This is a genomic window from Paraburkholderia sp. SIMBA_054 (assembly GCF_046534875.1).
GTDB lineage: Bacteria > Pseudomonadota > Gammaproteobacteria > Burkholderiales > Burkholderiaceae > Paraburkholderia > Paraburkholderia hospita.
In genome coordinates this window covers 1-257 of the sequence record NZ_JAWRXV010001145.1, presented here as the reverse complement: position 1 = coordinate 257, position 257 = coordinate 1, and the positions used below count along the sequence as shown (strand labels likewise).

Sequence of the window (257 nt, the reverse complement as noted above, 5' to 3'; positions counted from 1 at the left end):
AACGCGCATTCGCTGTTCGGCCGGATTCGCGACAACTGGTGGCAGGTCATGAAGTACACGAAGCGATTGACTTTCGTGCTGAGCTTCTATGGCCAAATCGCAATTATTTTCCCGCTCGTCGTGGCTGCGCCGCGTTACTTCGCGGGCGCCTTCACGTTCGGCGTGCTGATGCAGATTTCGAGCGCGTTCGGCACCGTCAGCGATTCGTTCTCGTGGTTCATCAACAGTTACTCGACACTCGTCGAGTGGCGCGCAAC

At 57.2% G+C, this 257-nt stretch carries 1 protein-coding gene; it reads left to right on the top strand.

Annotated elements, in window-relative coordinates; genetic code table 11:
* The coding region (locus SB822_RS58745) for an SbmA/BacA-like family transporter (protein WP_410859329.1) at nt 1-257 on the top strand (257 nt) is incomplete at both ends.